Origin of the sequence: Microbacterium sp. SORGH_AS_0888, from assembly GCF_030818905.1 — a bacterium.
Lineage (GTDB): Bacteria > Actinomycetota > Actinomycetes > Actinomycetales > Microbacteriaceae > Microbacterium.
In genome coordinates this window covers 498,484-514,250 of the sequence record NZ_JAUTAZ010000001.1, presented here as the reverse complement: position 1 = coordinate 514,250, position 15,767 = coordinate 498,484, and the positions used below count along the sequence as shown (strand labels likewise).

Sequence of the window (15,767 nt, the reverse complement as noted above, 5' to 3'; positions counted from 1 at the left end):
CTCACTGTGCGGGGAGCGACGGGATCGGTAGGGTCCGTGGCTTCCATGATTCGCGTCGCGCCTCGTAGGCGGCGATCTCGTCTTCGTTCCGGAGGGTCAACCCGATGTCGTCGAGCCCCTCCAGGAGCCGCCACCTAGTGTAATCGTCGATCTCGAAAGGGACCCGGAGCGTGCCCAGGACGGCCTCGCGTGTCTGGAGGTCGACCGTGATCTCGATCCCCGGCTGTGCGTCGATGGCGGCCCAGAGCGCCTCGAGGTCCGCCTCCGAGATCACGCCGGTGAGAAGGCCCTGCTTGCCGGAGTTGCCGCGGAAGATGTCGGCGAACTTCGGGCTCAGCACGACCCGGAAGCCGTAGTCGCGCAGCGCCCACACGGCGTGTTCGCGGCTCGAGCCGGTGCCGAAGTCGGGTCCGGCGATGAGCACGGAGCCCGAGCGGTAGGCGGGCTGGTTCAGCACGAACTCCGGGTCCTGCCGCCAGTTCGCGAACAGCGCGTCCTCGAAGCCGGTCTTGGTGACGCGCTTGAGGTAGACCGCGGGGATGATCTGGTCGGTGTCGACGGCGGAGCGGCGCAGCGGCACCGCGACACCCGTGTGGGTCGAGAACTTCTCCATGTCAGGCGCTCACCTTCGCGTCGAGGTCGGCGGGGCTCGCCAGTCGCCCGAGAACGGCGGTCGCCGCGGCGACCAGCGGCGACACGAGGTGCGTGCGTCCGCCCTTGCCCTGGCGGCCCTCGAAGTTCCGGTTCGAGGTCGAGGCGCACCGCTCGCCGGGGGCGAGCTGGTCCGGGTTCATGCCCAGGCACATCGAGCACCCCGCGAAACGCCACTCGGCACCGAAGTCGGTGAAGACCTTGTCGAGGCCTTCCGCCTCCGCTTCGAGCCGCACGCGTGCGGAACCGGGAACCACCATGACGCGCACGCCGTCGGCCTTCGTACGACCGCGCACGATGGACGCGAAGGCGCGGAGGTCCTCGATGCGGCTGTTGGTGCAGGAGCCCATGAAGACCGCGTCCACCGCGACGTCCTTCAGCGGTGTCCCGGGGACGAGATCCATGTACTGCAGCGCACGCTCGGCAGCGACGCGCTCGTTCGGGTCGTCGAAGTCGTCGGGCGAGGGGACGGCCGCGCTCAGCGAGACGCCCTGGCCGGGGTTGGTGCCCCAGGTCACGAACGGCTCCAGCTCGTCGGCGTCGAGGAACACCTCTGCGTCGTAGACGGCGCCCTCGTCGCTGGGCAGCGTCCGCCAGTAGGCGACGGCATCCTCCCAGTCCTGGCCCTTCGGCGCATGCGGCCGTCCCTCCAGGTACGCGAAGGTCGTCTCGTCGGGGGCGACCATGCCCGCGCGGGCACCGGCTTCGATCGACATGTTGCACATGGTCATGCGCCCCTCCATCGAGAGGGACCGGATCGCGCTGCCGCGGTACTCCAGAACGTAGCCCTGGCCGCCGTTCGTGCCGATCTTGGCGATGACGGCGAGGATGATGTCCTTCGCCGTGACCCCAGGCTTGAGCTCGCCCTCGACCGTGATGGCCATGGTCTTGAACGGCTTGAGCGGCAGCGTCTGGGTCGCCATGACGTGCTCGACCTCGCTCGTGCCGATCCCGAAGGCCATGGCGCCGAAGGCGCCATGGGTCGAGGTGTGGCTGTCGCCGCAGACCACCGTGATCCCCGGCATCGTGAGGCCGAGCTGCGGACCGACCACGTGCACGATCCCCTGCTCCGCGTCGCCCAGCGAGTGGAGGCGCACACCGAACTCCGCGGCGTTGCGGCGCAGCGTCTCGATCTGGGTGCGGCTGGTGAGGTCGGCGATCGGCTTGTCGATGTCGAGCGTCGGGGTGTTGTGGTCCTCGGTCGCGATCGTCAGGTCGAGTCGGCGCAGCCCGCGCCCCTCGGCACGGAGGCCGTCGAAGGCCTGCGGACTGGTGACCTCGTGCACGAGGTGGAGATCGATGTAGATGAGGTCGGGTTGCCCGTCCTCGCCTTTCACGACCAGGTGGTTGTCCCAGACCTTCTCGGCCAGCGTGCGCGGGCGCTCGGGAATGTCGGATGCAGAGATGCTCATGACTGTCGTCCTTCGGAAAAGGGGTGATCAAGCCCGCGACGAACTCCGCGACGAGTGAGGCTTGGAATCAGCGCCCGCCGCGGCCGCTAAGGAGAACACGAGCGATCCGCACTCCCCCAGGCTACCACCGGCGCAGACCGTGACGCTCTGTGTCGCCCCGACGGACGGCGCGGGCGGGCTCGTGCGAGCCTTGCCGGGCACGTCACGCGCCCCCGATCCGAGAGGACACGATGTCCGAGACCCGACGCACGGCCGCCGCCGGCTTCGCCACCCGGCAGGTGCACGCGGGCACCGACTGGGCGGAGGCGTCGCCCCGTGCGCTGCCGATCTTCCTCACCGCCGGCTTCCGGTTCGACGACGTCGATGCGGCCGCGGACCACTTCCGCACGGGTGCCGGCTTCGGCTACACCCGTACCGGGAACCCGACGATCGATGCGCTGGAACGCCGGCTCGCCGACCTGGAGGGCGGCGCGGAGGCCGTCTTCGTCGCGAGCGGGCAGGCCGCCGTGAGCGTCGCGCTGCTCGCTCTGGTCGGAGCGGGAGACCACATCGTGTGCGCGAACCAGGTGTACGAGGGAACCCGTGGCCTGCTGCTGGACAACCTCGCGCGCCTCGGGATCGAGACGACCTTCGTCGCCGACGTCGCCGACCCCGACGCGTGGCGCGCCGCACGGCGCCCGACGACGCGGGCGTTCTTCGCCGAGTCGATCTCGAACGCGCGCAACGACGTCCTCGACATCGCCGCGATCTCGGCGGTCGCGGACGAGCACGGCATCCCGCTGGTGGTGGACAACACCTTCGCGACGCCCTATCTGCTGCGCCCGATCGAGCACGGCGCCGCGGTCGTCGTGCATTCCGCGAGCAAGTTCCTCGCCGGGCAGGGCGCGGCCCTCGGCGGCGTGGTGGTCGACGACGGCCGCTTCGACGCCGGGCGCTCGGGCTCGCTGTTCCCGCACCTGGTGGCGGCCTCGCGATCGGGCGGGCCGAGCGTCGCCGAACGGCACGGCGGGCGCGCACGGATCGGCTACCTCCGGGAGACGGTCGCGCCACGTCTCGGGCCGAGCGCGTCGCCGCTGAACGCCTTCCTCGTCGCGCAGGGCGTCGAGACCCTGAGCCTGCGCGTGCGCGAGCAGTCGCGCAGCGCGCTCACGATCGCCCGCTGGCTCGCCGAGCGTCCCGAGGTCGCACGCGTCGACTACGCGGGCCTGCCGACGCATCCTCACCATCCGATCGCGCGCCGATACCTCCCGCGCGGCTACGGCTCCGTCTTCCAGGCCACCCTCGCCGGCGGCGAGCCCGCGGCACGGCGTCTCATCGAGACCCTCGAGGTGTTCACCCACATGACCCACCTCGGCGACGTCCGCTCCCTGGTGCTGCACCCGGCCTCGACGAGCCACGCCCATCTCGACGAGACCGGCCGGGAGGCGGTGGGCGTGGCACCCGGCACGGTGCGCTTCTCGATCGGCATCGAGGATGCGGACGATCTCGTCGCAGATCTCGAGCGCGGGCTGCGGGCGGCCTCGCTCGCCCGTCCCGAGGTCGCCGTGGAGGTGCTCGGGTGACGCGACCCCAGCACTTCGGCTGGTTCCTCGCACGCGGGTTCGGACCGCACGGCTGGGGCCAGGACGCCTGGGCGTGGAACCGCGACTGGACCCGAGCCGACCTGTATCAGGAGTCCGCGCGGACGCTCGAGCAGGCGGGCTTCGATCTGCTCATCATCGAGGATGCGCCCTCCCTCGGATCCCCCGACACGATCGATCTCCGGGTACGCCACGCCTTCGGCGGCCCCAAGCACGATCCGCTCCTGCTCGCACCGTACCTGTTCGCGGCGACGCGGCATCTCGGGATCGTGCCGACCGTCAACCCCGCCGCGATCCTCCCGTACACGGCGGCGCGCCAGTTCGCGACGCTCCACCACCTCTCGGGCGACCGCCTGGGACTCAACGTCGTCACCGACACCGGCAGCGCCCGGCATTTCGGTGCCGCGCCTCCCCTCGGCCATGACGCCGCCTACGACCGTGCCGAGGAATGGCTCACCGCGATCCGCGCGCTCTGGCGCAGCTGGGACGAGGGCGCACTGGTCCAGGACGTCGAGCGCGGCCGGTACGCCGACGGCGCACGCATGCGCCCGACCAGGCACCGCGGTGAGTACTTCGCGTTCGACGGACCGCTCAACGCGATCCCGTTCGAACACGGCGAGCCCGCGATCGTCTCCCCCGGCGGGTCGGGACGCGGTCTCGCCTTCGCCGGCACGAACTCGGATGTCCAGCTGGCGCTCTCGCCCCTCGACGAGCACAGCGTCCGCCGCTACCGCGGCCGCATCCATGATGCGGCGCGCGCAGGTGGTCGCGCGCCGGAGGAGATCGCGATCCTGTTCGCCGTGCAGCCGGTCCTCGTCGACTCCCCCGAGGAGGCCGACCGGATCGTCGCCGCCTCACTCGACCCGGATGACGCGGTGCTGCGGGAGATCGCGCGCCGTCAGTCGAGCGACCTGGAGACGGATCTCACGGTCCTCGACCTCGACGCGCCCCTGGATCCCGCGATCTTCGCAGACCACGTCTCGCACGGCAGCATCCGACGGCTGGTGGGCGATCGCGACGCGGATGCGCCGCTGCGGACGCTTCTCGCGGCGCAGGCGCGGGCGGGCCGGCTGTCCGACGGCAGCGGCATGGTGGGCACGGCCGACGAGTTCGCGGACCTCGTCGAGCGGTTGGCGGACTGGGGCAACGACGGGATCCTGCTGTGGGGCGACCTGCACCCGGTGACGGTGCATCGCACCCTGGATCGGCTGGTGCCGGTCCTCCGCCGGCGCGGGCTGCTGCGCACGGAATACGCGGGCGGTGGCCTGAAAGCCGAGCTCGCCGCGTTCTGAGCGGCTCAGCGCGCCGCGACGTCGTCGCGGCGCGCGGCCAGCAGGCTCGCGACGGTCGCCACCGTCATCGCCGCCACGATCACGCCGAGCGACACCCAGGACGAGAGCTCGGGGGCCCACGCCACGCCGTTTCCCCCGTTGATGAAGGGCACCTCGTTCTCGTGCAGCGCCTGGAGGATCAGCTTCACGCCGATGAACGCGAGGACGAACGCGATGCCGAAGTGCAGGTACCGCAGCCGGTCGAGCAGCCCGCCGAGGAGGAAGTAGAGCTGCCGCAGTCCCATGAGGGCGAAGAGGTTCGTCGTGAAGACGATGAACGGGCTCTGCGTGATGCCGAAGATCGCCGGGATCGAGTCGACCGCGAAGATGAGGTCCGTCACCCCGATCGCGACGAACACCAGGAGCATGGGCGTGAACATCCGCGCGCCGCCGACGGTGGTGCGCAGCTTCGCTCCGTCGTACTCGTCGGTGATCGGGACGAATCTCCTGAGGAACCGCACGATGCCGGACTCGGTCTTCGCGTCCTGCTCCTCCGCGCCGGGGAAGGCCTGGCGCCACGCGGTGAAGACCAGGAACGCGCCGAAGACGTAGAAGATCCAGCTCAGGTTCTCGATCAGTGCCGCGCCGACGAGGATGAACACGCCGCGCAGCACGAGAGCGATGATGATGCCCACCATCAGCACCTCCTGCTGATAGCGCCGCGGCACGGCGAACTGCGACATCAGCAGGACGAAGACGAAGAGGTTGTCGACGGAGAGGCTGTACTCCGTGAGCCACCCGGTGAGGAACTGGCCGGCCGCGTCGCCGCTGCCGGTGACGGCGAACAGGAGCGCGGCGAACGCGAGGGCGAGGGCGACGTAGAAGACGATCCAGCCCGTCGCCTCCCTCATGGCGGGCACGTGCGGTCGCGCGAGGATGATCAGCAGATCGGCGGCGAGCACCGCGGTCAGCACGACGAGCGACGTGATGGCGAACCAGAGCGGGATCTCGAAGCCCATGGCTTCCTTTCGAGGGGTCGGCAGAACCTCGAGAGTCTCTCCCCACGATTCGATCGCGGCACGGCCCGGAGGCACCATGACGTGCTTCGTGATGACGGGCTCGTGCTGACGGGATACTCCCCCTCGCCCGCTCAGTCTAGCCGCGCGGCCGCCCCGCGGCGGTCGACCACGTCCTCTGAGACGATCGCCCGCTCACGGACACCTGCATGATGAGAGACGGCAGAAGACCGAGGACGAGGGGGCCGGATGTCGGCGGAACACGACAGCGACGCGGCGTTGACGGCGCGGGCGGGCCGCGGCGACGACGTCGCGTTCCGGACGCTCTACCGACGGCATGTCACACCGGTCTACCGGATCGCCTACGCCATCGTCGGGACGGCGTCGGACGCTGAGGACATCACCCAGGAGACGTTCGTGACGGCGTGGCGGAAGCTCCGCGCGCTCCGGCTGGAGGGAGAGTCGCTCCTTCCCTGGCTCGCGACGATCTGCCGGTACCAGTCCGCCAATCGTCTGCGGTCGCTCCGTCGCGATCGAGATCGAACGGCCGCCGAGAACGCGGCGGAGCGCGCCGACACCGTGATGGTCGAGGACCAGGTGATCGGCGCCGACCTCGCGCGGCGCATCGCCGGCGAGGTCGAACGACTGAGCGAGCTCGACCGCGAGATCTTCGTGCTCTGCGTGTCCGAGGGGTACGCGTACGTCGCGGCAGCAGAGCGGCTCGGCATCGCGCACGGCGCGGTGCGCAACCGTCTCACCCGCATCCGGACCCGGTTGCGCGGCGTCGTCGAGGAGGCAGCGGAGTCATGAGCCAGCACGAACGCGGGGAGCACGTCCTCCCCCCGGTACCGGACGACGAGCAGGTCCTGCGCATGGAGCGGACCGTGCTCGCGGAGATCGCGGACGACGCGAGACGGCGTCGTGCGCGGCGCGGGCGCGTCTGGGCGGGCGCGGGGGCGGCCGCAGCGGTCGTCGTGCTCGCGGCGCTCATCGGACCCGTCGTCGCCGGTCCCGGAGGAAGCTCCGGGAGCGTCGTGAGGGGCGTCTCCCTCGGCGGCGGCGCCGCGGAGCCGGCGCAGGTGGTCCAGGGTTCTGCGGCGGACGGCGTCGAGCTCGGACGCGCGACGACGGGAGACGCCGGGACCGGACGCGAGATCGTCGCCTCGGGTGCCGTCACGCTCGCGGTCGACGATCCGACCGCGATGGTGGCGCCGCTCAGCACGATCGTCACCGAGCTGGGCGGGTACGTCGAGTCGTCCACGACCGACACGGGACCGACGGCCGCCGGGTCGCGGCCGGCGAACGCCTCGCTCCAGGCGCGAGTGCCTGCCGACGCGCTGCAGGCCCTGCTCGATCGGCTCGCCACGCTCGGCGATGTCACGTCGTCACAGGTGACACGCGCCGATGTGACCGATCAGGCGGCCGATCTCCGTGCGCGTCGGGACGCGGCGCAGACGTCGGTGACGCGTCTCACCCAGCTCATGTCTCAGGCCGGCTCGGTCGCCGATCTGCTGACGGCGGAGAAGGCGCTGGCCGAGCGTCAGGCGGAGCTCGAGTCCCTCGAGCAGCAGCTGGCCGCCCTCGAGGGCCAGGTCGCGATGTCCACGCTCAGTGTGACCCTGACCGCCCGTGCCCCGGCCGTCGAGCCCGAGCCCGGGGGCTTCCTCGACGGTCTGGCGACGGGGTGGCACGGGTTCCTCGTGACCGTCAACGGCGTCGTGGTCGGACTCGGGTTCCTGCTGCCCTGGATCCTGCTCGCCGGTCTCGTGGCGGGGGTCGTGTGGGGCGTCCGCCGACTGCGCCGCCGGCGCGGCCGGAACGCTACGCAGCCAGGTCGAGACGCTCCGTGAGCGCGTCGATCACCGCCCGATACTCGGCCAGCATGCGAGCGCGGTCCAGCCGGGGCCGGGCGGCCAGGGCGGCGCGCCGCATCCACGTCCGGTGCCGCAGCACGCGCTCCCACGTGCCGGCGATCGCCTCCGGGTCCCGCGGCGTGACCGCGCCGAAACCGCGCACCTCGCGCGCGGCGTCGCCGACGTCGGTTGTGACCGGGGTCGCCCCGCACGCCGCGCCCTCTCGAAGGCAGAGCGGGGAGGCCTCGCCGTACGCGCTCGTGAGGGCGACGATGTCGGCCACGCGGTAGACGTCGGGCATGTCGTCGCGGATGCCCCACGTGTGCACGCGAGGGTCGTCCCGGAGCCCGGCGTCGACGAGCAGACGCGTCAGCGCGGGGTTGGCGGCGTCCATGCCCGCGCCGCACAGCACGTAGTGCGCGTCGTTGCGGCTCGCGTGTCGCGCGGCGGCCGTGACGAACAGCTCCGGGTCCTTCATCTCGTCGAAGCGAGCGGCGTAGACGATGACCGGCAGGTCCTCCGGCAGGCCGAGTGCGATGCGCAGCCGCGCGCGACGGGAGCGGGACACCGGCGAGAACAGTCGGATGTCGATGCCGTTCGCGATGACAGCCTCGCTGGCGGCGCGGACTCCGGCCGCGGCGTACGCGTCGGCCGTCGACTCCGCGCACGCGATCGTCGTCGTGACCAGACGCTCGGCGGCGGCCCGACGCAGCCATCCCAGGGCGGGTCCGGCGTGCTCCGGGTCCGAGCGGTGGAGGGCGACGGCCACCGGCACGCGCGGCAGCAGGCCACGGTCGTGAAGAGCAAGCAGGAGCCCGAGCGGCTGCTCCTTGAGGGAGACGACGACATCCGCCTCCGCGAAGATCTCCGCCGCGAGCTCGAGCTCGTCGGCTGTGAAGGCCTCCGGGGCCGGCGGCGCGCCCTCGGCGCGACGGCCCAGCGATCGCACGTCGACGCCCGCGGCGCGGAGCGCACGGTAGCGCGGGTCTGCGGTCATCCGCTGCACAGTGCCTTCGCGACGAGCGGTCGCGGCGATGGAGAGCACGGAGTGGCGTTCGCGATCGCTGTGCAATCCGCGCACGACGTCCGTGTGCAGGATGCGCGCCCCGCCCGCGAAGAACCCCTCGAACAGGTGCAGCACTCGTGTGGTCATGGCGAGCTCCTCTCCGGGCCGGATGGCGGCGACTGGGCCATCCCACGGCATCCGGACCGCGCACAGAAGACCTGGGAGGTGACGGGCGGGAGAACATCGCGTGACGCACCCATCCGATTCGGTCGATGCGACGAACAACTGGTGATCGCGGCGCCCGCCGCGTCATGACACTAGGAGGTCCTCATGGGCTCGTCACCGAACCGTCTGCTCGCCGTCGTCTTCGGCGGCGTCTACCTTGTCGTCGGCCTGCTCGGGTTTGCGTTCACGAGCGGCGTCGGCTTCATCTCGACCGAGGGCGGGCTTCTGCTCGGCATCTTCGCGGTGAACCCGCTGCACAACATCGCGCATCTGCTGATCGGAGCCGCGCTGCTCATCGCGGGCCTGAGCGGTGTGCGCGCCGCGAAGACGGTCAACGTCGTGATCGGAGCAGCGTACCTGCTCCTCGGCGTCGTGGGCTTCTTCCTCGTCGGCACGGGAGCCAACATCCTCGCCCTGAACACACCGGACCACTTCCTGCACCTGGGCAGCGCGGTTCTGCTGCTCGCCGTGGGACTGGGCGCCGAGCGCGGTGCGCGGGCGGCGACGGCGTGAGAACCCTCTGGGCCACGGCATCGGCGTGGGGGGGCGGCCTCGTGCAGGCGGCCCTCGGCGCCGGTGCCGTCTCCGCGGCCTCCGCGCCCCCGGCCGCGCGCGTCATCGGCGCCGCGCTGGTCCTCAGCGGGCTGCTGGCCCTCCTCTGGGGAGCGCTGTGCCTCCGATCCGGTCGCATCCTGGTCCGCCGCGCTGTCCCGGGTGTCGCGGTCGCCGGCATCGCGCTGATCGCCGCGCTGCTCGGGGTGTCTCCCGCTCGGACGAGCATCGCGGCGGTGGCCGTCGCCCTCCTCCTGCTCGTCGCGGTCGCGGTGTCCGCGGCGCGGCGGGCGTCGGAGTCCGCCCCACGACGGCGGCTGCGCGTCCCCCTCTGGGCCTTCGCCCTGGTGACCGTGCTCATGACGGCGCTCACGGTGCCTGCGCTGGCGAGCGTTCAGGACACGCTGCTGATGGATGCGGATGGTCGCGTGCCCGTGATCCCCGGCCACGCCGGTCACTGAGCCGAGCGCACTCGCCCATCCGGTGGCCCTCCCGTCAGGGAGCGTCACCGCGCGTAGGCGACGGAGGACGCGAACGGGCTGAGCGTGAACCAGGCGGAGAACGCGCGCGTCGCGGCCGGGGCGCCGAGCAGCTCGATCTCTCCTTCCCGCACCGCTGCCGGGAGCGCGCGGTGCCCGTACCAGACCTCGTTCCAGACGCGTGCGGTCGCGGTGACCACCAGGTCGATGTCGTAGCCGGGGTGTTCGAGGCAGACGGTGGGCTCTCGGCCCCGGAGGACGATCCATGCTCGGGGCTTCGGGCTGCCGGGGAACCGGAACTCGATCGTGAACCGGCCCTCCGGGAGCGCATCTCGGTTCAGCCCCTGACTGACACGCCAGATGATCATCGACGGGTCCGACTGCCGCTCGGTGGGCGTCGGGAAGTGATGCTTCACCGTCCACTCGCCGATCGCGAGGATGACAGGACGGAGCGCCTCGCCTTCGATCGTGAGTGCGTATCCGCGGGGGTCGCGTCGCGCAGCGATCACGCCCAGCCGTTCCAGGTAGCGGAGCCGCTCGGTGAGCGTCGACCGCGAGAGCCCCGGCAGCCCTCGCTGGATGTCGTTGAAGCGGGAGGCGCCGGTCATCAGCTCGCGCACGATCAGAAGGGACCACCGCTCGCCGATCAGCGACGCTCCGATCGAGACGGGACAGTACTCGGCATCGAGCTCGTCGGCGACATCGGGCATGCGCGCCTCCGTGGGTCGCGGGCTTCTTCGGATGCCTCAGTCGATCCTGTTCCGCGGCTCGCCGGCGGTTCCGCGTTCACAGAGCGTAATGAGTGCGTTTCTCGAACTAGTCGCGTCGTCGGGTCCCGGGTTCACTGGCAGTCAGGCACCCGCTCAGGGGCAGCTCTCGACGAACACGAAAGGCAAGACCGATGTCCTCCACAGCCACGCGGCACGCGCTCACCATCCAGCCCCTCGGCGGTCCGACCGCGATCATCGGCGTGGGCGGGCTGCGGATCATCACGGATCCGACGTTCGACCAGCCGCAGGACTACACCGGTCACCCGAACACGGAGGGACTGCAGGGCGTCGAGCGGACGGAGGCCCCGGCGCTGTCCCCGCAGGAGGTGGGCCGCATCGACGTCGCGCTGGTCTCGCACGATCACCACATCGACAACCTGGACGACTCCGGGAAGGAGTTCATCAAGGATGTCCCCCACGTCTACAGCACCGATGTCGGCGCTGAGCGTCTCGGGAACGGCGTCGTCGGTCTGGACGGCAAGAGCGCGAGCCTCGACCTGCCGGAAGGCGGACGGCTCACGATCACCGGTGTTCCGGCGCAGCACGGCCCCGACGGCGTGTGGCAGCTCATCGGCCCCGTCACCGGATTCGTCATCGACGGCGACGGGGTGCCCACGACCTACGTGAGCGGCGACAACTCGTCGGTCGATGTCGTCCGCGAGATCGCGCAAGCCCATCCCGATATCGAGGTCGCGATCCTGTTCCTCGGCGGCGCCGGCTTCGCCGAGCTCGCGGACGGGGACTACATCACACTGTCCAACGAACGCGCGCTCGAGGTGTCCGATCTCCTCCCGCATGCCGTCATCGTCCCGATCCACAACGACTCATGGAAGCACTTCCGCGAGGACAACGCGCATCTGCGCGCCGTGTTCGCGGGAGCGGGGGCGGAGGATCGACTGCGCATCGTCGAGCGCGGCGCATCCGAGGTCGTCGCTCGATGACGACGTTGCTGCTCGGCGACCGCGCCCCCGACTTCCGCGCGGAGAGCCAGGACGGACCATTGCATCTGTACGGGTGGCAGGGAGGCTCGTGGGTCGTGCTGTTCTCGCACCCCAGAGACTTCACACCTGTCTGCTCGACCGAGGTCGCGGAGATCGCACGGCTGTCGCCCGAGTTCACGCGACGCGATGTCAAGGTCGCGACGCTCTCGACGGGCACGCCGGCCGGCCACGCCGTCTGGGCGGAGCAGCTGACGGAAGCGTTCGGGACGCCCGTGCGATTCCCGCTCATCTCGGATCCGAGTCTCACGGTGGCGCGGCTGTACGGGATGCTGCACCCGAGCTCGAGCGATGTGACGACCATCCGGTCGGTCTTCGTCATCGACCCGCAGCACCGTGTGCGGCTCACGTTGAGCTATCCGCCCACGACGGGGCGGAACTTCGCCGAGATCCTTCGCGTGGTCGACTCCCTCCAGATCGCCGACCGTCAGAACGTGGTCACGCCGGCCAACTGGATGCCGGGTTCCCCCGTTCTCGTGCCGCACGACATCGGTGACGATGAGGCGGAACAGCGGTGGGGTGAAGTCGACCGGACGCTGCCCTATGTGCGCAAGGTCTCTGTCGCGGGCCGATCGGCGCTCGCGCCGGAGAGCGCCCGCCCCGTGCGCCTGCTGAGCGACTGACCCGCATCCCCGCGCCCGCGAACGCAGAAGAGCCCCCGGAACTCCGGGGGCTCTTCTGTCATCTGTGACCCCAGCGGGATTCGAACCCGCGTTACCGCCGTGAGAGGGCGGCGTACTAGGCCGCTATACGATGGGGCCGTTTCGTTGTCTCCGCAGCTCCGGAGGCAACCGTTCGATTATGCCACGCCTTTTCCGAGTCCGCCAAATCGAGCCGGGCATCTGCATCGGCTTGCCTCCCGCCCGCCGCGGGAGTTGACTCAGTGCATGCGCATCACGAAGCACGAGCACGCGGCTCTCACCCTGGAGAAGCACGGGAAGAAGCTCCTCGTCGACCCCGGCAGCTTCACGACCCCGCTCGTCGACCTGCACGGCGTGGTCGCGGTCGTGCTCACGCACGAGCACCCCGATCACTGGACGCCCGAGCATCTCGACCGGGTTCTCGACAAGAACGCCGGAGTGCCCATCTACGCGCCCGAGGGCGTCGCGCAGGCAGCGGCCGGCTACGACATCCGGGTGGTCTCCCCCGGCGATGTCGTCGAGGCTGAGCCCTTCCGGCTCGAGTTCTTCGGCGGGCGGCACAGCGTCATCCACGAGTCGATCCCCGTCGTCGACAACGTGGGCGTTCTCGTCGACGACGCGTTCTACTACCCGGGGGACTCCTATGCTGTCCCGCACGGCCGCGAGATCGAGCTCCTGGCCGCTCCCGTGGGAGCGCCGTGGCTGAAGATCGGTGAGGCCATGGACTTCGTCATCGCGGTCTCGCCGCGGCAGGCCTTCGCGACGCACGACATGACGCTGTCGCGCGCCGGCCTGGAGATGGGCCGCGCCCGCCTCACCTGGGCGACGGAGCAGGGCGGCGGTCGCTTCTACGCACTCGAGCCCGGCGACGGTCTGGACATCTGACCGTCGCCGGGCTCGAGTCGGCGAGCACGGGCGCGCGGGATTACTCCGCGTCGAGGTCCGTCTCGAGGAGCTTCACCAGGTCGTCGAGGGCGGCATCCGCGCCCTCCGCGTCCGACTTGAGAGTCACGACGGTGCCCTTGCCGGCCCCCAGGCCGATGAGCGAGAGGATGCTGCCGGCGTTCAGGTCGGGCCCGCCCTCCGCAGCGATCGTGATCGGGATCTTCTTCTCCTGCACCGCCTGCACGAAGAGCTTCGCGGGGCGGGCGTGCAGCCCGGAGGCGCTGGCGATGGTGGCCTGGCGTTCAGCCATGTTCTTCTTCTCTCTTCTTCGTCGGGAACGGGGTCAGGCGCTGGCCACGACGGCCGGCGTCACCTCTGCTTCGGCGAGTTCTTTGCGTCCGACCCACTTCTTGAGGGCGACGACGATCAACGCAGTCACGACGGTACCTGCCACGATCGAGAACGCGAAACCCCAGAACGGGTTGATGGCGAAGAACACGAAGATCCCGCCGTGCGGCGCCAGCGACGAGACTCCCAGCGCCATGCTGAGGCCACCCGTGATCGCGCCTCCGATGAGGTTCGCCGGGATCACACGAAGCGGGTCCGCCGCGGCGAACGGGATCGCTCCCTCGCTGATGAACGACGCGCCCAGCAGCCATGCCGCCTTGCCGTTCTCCCGCTCGACCGGGGTGAACGCGTCGCGACCCAGCACCGTCGAGGCGAGCGCCATCGCGAGCGGCGGGACCATGCCGGAGGACATCACGGCGGCCATGATGAGGAACGGCACGGCGTGGATGTCGCTCGTCGAGGCGGTCGCAAGACCCGCGGTCGCGAACGCATAGGCCACCTTGTTGACGGGGCCGCCGAGGTCGAAGCACATCATGAGGCCGAGGATGACGCCGACGCCCACGATCGCGCCCGTCCCGGCGAGGCTCGTCAGGCCGTCGTTGAGCAGCTCCATGAGCGAGGCGATCGGTCGACCGAGGAACAGGATCATCAGGCCCGAGGCCACGATCGATCCGATGAGCGGGATGATCACGACCGGCATGAGGCCGCGGAGCCAGCGCGGCGGGTCGAGACGCCCCAGCCACCACGCCACGACGCCGGCGAGCAGGCCGCCGATGATGCCGCCGATGAAGCCCGCGTTCATGAGCACCGCGACGGCGCCGGCCACGAAACCGGGGGCGATCCCGGGACGGTCGGCGATCGCGAACGCGATGTAGCCCGCGAGTGCCGAGACGAGGAAGCCCATCGAGGTCGAGCCGATCATGAACGCGACCGAGCCGAGGTACTGCCCGAGCGGACCGAGCGGCGAGGTGATGTCGGTGGTCGGGAGGTCCCAGAGCGAGTTCTGCACGATGACGTGCGCGGCATTGGCCGTGACCTGGTAGCCGCCGAGGAGGAACCCCAGTGCGATGAGGAGCCCGCCACCGGCGACGAAGGGGATCATGTAGCTCACGCCGGTCAGCAGCACGCGCTGGATCTTCGCTCCCCAGGACTGCGGGGCTGCGGGAGCCGTGGAGGCGGAGGAGGCCGACCCGGACACGCGCGGCGCGGCCGGGTCCTTGGCGGCCGCCACGGCCTCCCGGATCATCGCGTCGGGCTGTTCGATCCCGCGCTTCACGCCCGCGCGAACGACCGGCTTGCCGGCGAAGCGCTGCGGCTCACGGACGTCGACGTCGACGGCGAAGATCACGGCGTCCGCCGCGTCGATGACCGAGGAGGGCAGCGCCTGGTAGCCGCTGGACCCCTGGGGCTCGACGGTCAGCTCGACCCCGTCCTTCTTGCCGGCCGCGGTCAGGGCGTCGGCAGCCATGAACGTGTGCGCGATTCCTGTCGCGCAGGCCGTGACAGCCACGATCCGGGCCGGGCGCCCGTCGATCGTGAGGGACTCGTCCGCGGTCGCGACCGGCGCGACGGCGGGTGCCGCGGGCTCGGCGGCAGGGGCCGCCGCCTCCTCGCCGATCGCGACGCGGACGATGTGCACGACGTCGTCGGGGGTGCGCGCCGCGCGCAGTCCGTCGGTGAAGTCGGACTGCATGAGGCTCCGCGCCAGCTTCGACAGCACCGCGAGGTGCGCCTCCGCGGCATCCGCGGGGGCGGCGATCAGGAAGACGAGGTCGGCGGGTCCGTCGGGCGCGCCGAAGTCGACCCCCGGGGACAGACGGGCGAAAGCGAGCGAAGGAGTCGTGACGGCCGCGCTCTTCGCGTGCGGGATCGCGATCCCGCCGGGCAGCCCGGTCTCATCCTTCTGCTCGCGGGCCCAGGCGTCCTCGAAGAGCGCTTCCGCGTCTGTCGCGCGTCCCTCGGCGACGACGCGCGTCGCGAGGGCACGGATGACCGCGGCCTTGTCGTCGCCCAGGCTCGCATCGAGCGAGACGAGGGCTGGGGTGATGGTGTCGGACACGATGACCTCCAGTGGTCGGTG

The 15,767-nt window shown here is 70.8% G+C and carries 16 protein-coding genes and 1 tRNA gene; 9 read left to right on the top strand and 8 right to left on the bottom strand.

The features are described from left to right. Window position 1 precedes the first annotated feature (1 nt). The gene (gene leuD, locus QE381_RS02495) at window positions 2-613 is read right to left on the bottom strand and encodes a 3-isopropylmalate dehydratase small subunit (protein WP_307215201.1); all 612 of its coding nucleotides are present in this window, start codon (window positions 611-613) and stop codon (window positions 2-4) included. A gap of 1 nt (window position 614) precedes the next feature. Continuing rightward, window positions 615-2,063 (bottom strand): 3-isopropylmalate dehydratase large subunit, encoded by a 1,449-nt coding sequence (gene leuC / locus QE381_RS02490; RefSeq protein ID WP_307215199.1) that lies wholly within the window; start codon window positions 2,061-2,063, stop codon window positions 615-617. 230 nt (window positions 2,064-2,293) lie between these two features. Here leuC and QE381_RS02485 point away from each other — a divergent pair, with 230 nt between their 5' ends. Beyond that, window positions 2,294-3,625, top strand: coding sequence for an O-acetylhomoserine aminocarboxypropyltransferase/cysteine synthase family protein (locus QE381_RS02485; protein WP_307215197.1), 1,332 nt, complete (start codon window positions 2,294-2,296; stop codon window positions 3,623-3,625). Then, entirely contained in the window at window positions 3,622-4,935 is a 1,314-nt protein-coding gene (locus QE381_RS02480; protein ID WP_307215195.1) for an LLM class flavin-dependent oxidoreductase, read from the top strand. The genes QE381_RS02485 and QE381_RS02480 overlap by 4 nt, the downstream gene beginning before the upstream one ends. A gap of 5 nt (window positions 4,936-4,940) precedes the next feature. On the opposite strand, the gene QE381_RS02475 is transcribed toward QE381_RS02480, so the two are convergent. After that, a complete protein-coding gene (locus tag QE381_RS02475; protein WP_307215193.1) occupies window positions 4,941-5,933 on the bottom strand; it encodes a TerC/Alx family metal homeostasis membrane protein in 993 nt (330 codons plus the stop codon). A 246-nt stretch (window positions 5,934-6,179) separates the two neighbouring features. Here QE381_RS02475 and QE381_RS02470 point away from each other — a divergent pair, with 246 nt between their 5' ends. Next, entirely contained in the window at window positions 6,180-6,740 is a 561-nt protein-coding gene (locus QE381_RS02470) for an RNA polymerase sigma factor (RefSeq protein WP_307215191.1), read from the top strand. After that, the gene (locus QE381_RS02465) at window positions 6,737-7,780 is read left to right on the top strand and encodes a DUF4349 domain-containing protein (protein ID WP_307215189.1); all 1,044 of its coding nucleotides are present in this window, start codon (window positions 6,737-6,739) and stop codon (window positions 7,778-7,780) included. The genes QE381_RS02470 and QE381_RS02465 overlap by 4 nt, the downstream gene beginning before the upstream one ends. Here QE381_RS02465 and QE381_RS02460 read toward each other — a convergent pair. Beyond that, window positions 7,752-8,936 carry a glycosyltransferase gene (locus QE381_RS02460; RefSeq protein WP_307215186.1) on the bottom strand — a complete coding sequence of 395 codons (1,185 nt, stop codon included), beginning with the start codon at window positions 8,934-8,936 and terminating at the stop codon, window positions 7,752-7,754. The two genes, QE381_RS02465 and QE381_RS02460, sit on opposite strands and share 29 nt — an antisense overlap. A gap of 183 nt (window positions 8,937-9,119) precedes the next feature. Here QE381_RS02460 and QE381_RS02455 point away from each other — a divergent pair, with 183 nt between their 5' ends. Together QE381_RS02455 and QE381_RS02450 are read left to right on the top strand one after the other, a co-directional pair. Then, window positions 9,120-9,527, top strand: coding sequence for a DUF4383 domain-containing protein (locus QE381_RS02455; RefSeq protein WP_307215184.1), 408 nt, complete (start codon window positions 9,120-9,122; stop codon window positions 9,525-9,527). Next, the gene (locus tag QE381_RS02450) at window positions 9,524-10,027 is read left to right on the top strand and encodes a hypothetical protein (RefSeq protein WP_307215182.1); all 504 of its coding nucleotides are present in this window, start codon (window positions 9,524-9,526) and stop codon (window positions 10,025-10,027) included. Before QE381_RS02455 ends, QE381_RS02450 begins: the two co-directional genes overlap by 4 nt. Window positions 10,028-10,071: 44 nt before the next feature. Here the strand turns inward: QE381_RS02450 and QE381_RS02445 are convergent, their stop codons facing one another. Beyond that, window positions 10,072-10,755, bottom strand: a complete 684-nt coding sequence (locus tag QE381_RS02445) for a helix-turn-helix domain-containing protein (RefSeq protein ID WP_307215180.1) — start codon at window positions 10,753-10,755, stop codon at window positions 10,072-10,074. A 191-nt stretch (window positions 10,756-10,946) separates the two neighbouring features. On the opposite strand from QE381_RS02445, the gene QE381_RS02440 reads away from it, so the two are divergent. Continuing rightward, window positions 10,947-11,756, top strand: a complete 810-nt coding sequence (locus tag QE381_RS02440; protein ID WP_307215178.1) for an MBL fold metallo-hydrolase — start codon at window positions 10,947-10,949, stop codon at window positions 11,754-11,756. Then, window positions 11,753-12,436 carry a redoxin domain-containing protein gene (locus QE381_RS02435; RefSeq protein ID WP_307215176.1) on the top strand — a complete coding sequence of 228 codons (684 nt, stop codon included), beginning with the start codon at window positions 11,753-11,755 and terminating at the stop codon, window positions 12,434-12,436. The genes QE381_RS02440 and QE381_RS02435 overlap by 4 nt, the downstream gene beginning before the upstream one ends. Window positions 12,437-12,501: 65 nt before the next feature. Here QE381_RS02435 and QE381_RS02430 read toward each other — a convergent pair. Continuing rightward, window positions 12,502-12,574, bottom strand: a tRNA-Glu gene (locus QE381_RS02430). A gap of 126 nt (window positions 12,575-12,700) precedes the next feature. Here QE381_RS02430 and QE381_RS02425 point away from each other — a divergent pair. After that, window positions 12,701-13,339 carry an MBL fold metallo-hydrolase gene (locus tag QE381_RS02425; RefSeq protein WP_307215174.1) on the top strand — a complete coding sequence of 213 codons (639 nt, stop codon included), beginning with the start codon at window positions 12,701-12,703 and terminating at the stop codon, window positions 13,337-13,339. A 40-nt stretch (window positions 13,340-13,379) separates the two neighbouring features. On the opposite strand, the gene QE381_RS02420 is transcribed toward QE381_RS02425, so the two are convergent. Continuing rightward, window positions 13,380-13,649 carry an HPr family phosphocarrier protein gene (locus QE381_RS02420; RefSeq protein WP_307215172.1) on the bottom strand — a complete coding sequence of 90 codons (270 nt, stop codon included), beginning with the start codon at window positions 13,647-13,649 and terminating at the stop codon, window positions 13,380-13,382. A gap of 33 nt (window positions 13,650-13,682) precedes the next feature. Further along, entirely contained in the window at window positions 13,683-15,746 is a 2,064-nt protein-coding gene (locus tag QE381_RS02415; RefSeq protein WP_307215170.1) for a fructose-specific PTS transporter subunit EIIC, read from the bottom strand. Between the last annotated feature and the right edge of the window lie 21 nt (window positions 15,747-15,767).